This window comes from Candidatus Chlorohelix sp. (assembly GCF_037138995.1).
GTDB lineage: Bacteria > Chloroflexota > Chloroflexia > Chloroheliales > Chloroheliaceae > Chlorohelix.
The window spans coordinates 1-1,114 of record NZ_JBAXHI010000116.1 but is presented as its reverse complement, the minus strand read 5'-3'; the positions used below and the strand labels follow the sequence as shown (position 1 = coordinate 1,114).

The 1,114-nt window shown below is 45.1% G+C and carries 1 protein-coding gene; it reads left to right on the top strand.

Translation table 11 applies throughout. The annotated features are described in order from the left end of the window. Nucleotides 1–279 precede the first annotated feature (279 nt). A partial coding sequence (locus tag WCK19_RS18540) for a hypothetical protein (protein WP_342398894.1) occupies nt 280–1,114 on the top strand: 835 nt, incomplete at its 3' end.

The window sequence follows — 1,114 nt, the reverse complement described above, 5'->3', positions numbered from 1 at the left end:
CCCAACTCGCCAAGCTCTACTATCACTTTTGCGGTATGTCCGGTAACAATCGCCTGTTAGCAGACGACTTTAAGCAAGCTGCTGCTAAGGTAGCCGCCTCCTGCAAAGCTCAATACAATTGCTACCCCTGGTCGAAATAATCCTTAACGTCCTCTTTTCCCTTCACGCTGCGGGGAAAAGATAAGCCCTGAGTACAAGACATACCCAATTCACCACATAATGCTAGGGGTTTTGTGATAGAATTTAACTCAGATAACCCTACACAGAACGGAGATAAATTTGGCTACAGACCAAGATAATTATTGGAAAGAAGCTCTCGATATTTACTTTGAAGACGCGATGGCTTTTTTCTTCCCCCAAATCCATCAAGACATTAACTGGAGCAAGGGCTATCAGTTCCTAGACAAGGAACTGTTACAAATAACCAAAGACAGCGAAGTCGGCAAACGCTACGCCGATAAATTGATTAAAGTAGCCCTCTCAGACGGGAAGGAGACTTGGCTCTTAATCCATATCGAGGTGCAAGGCTACTTAGACCGCGATTTCGAGCAGAGAATGTTTCAATATTACTATCGTATCCGAGATAGATATAAAGAGGAAGTAGTCAGTCTGGCGCTATTGACCGATACTAATGTGAACTACAGGTCAGGGTTATATCGGGTAGCCCGTTGGGGCTTTGAACTGAACTTTCAGTTCCCTACGGTTAAGGTGTTGGAATATGGGCAGAATTGGGAAGCGCTGGAAGCCAACTCCAACCCCTTTGCCCTAATCGTGATGGCACACTTGAAAGCGCAACAAGAGAAAAGGCCGAAGGAGCAACTAAACTGGAAACTCTATTTGATAGAAGAGTTGCTCAAGCGGGATTACAGTCAGGAACGAATAGCGCAACTCTTCCGATTCATTGACTGGATTTTAAGCCTACCGGCAGAACTTGAGCAAAGCTTCCGGGAAGAAATAGCCAAAATAAAAGAGGTGGAAAATATGACCTTTGTAACTAACTTTGAACGGTATCATATCCAGAAGGGTAAAGAAGAGGGACTGGCTGAGGGCAAGCAGGTTGGCAAGCAAGAAGAAGCAGCTTCGCTTATTCTACGCCAACTAAGACGACGAGTTG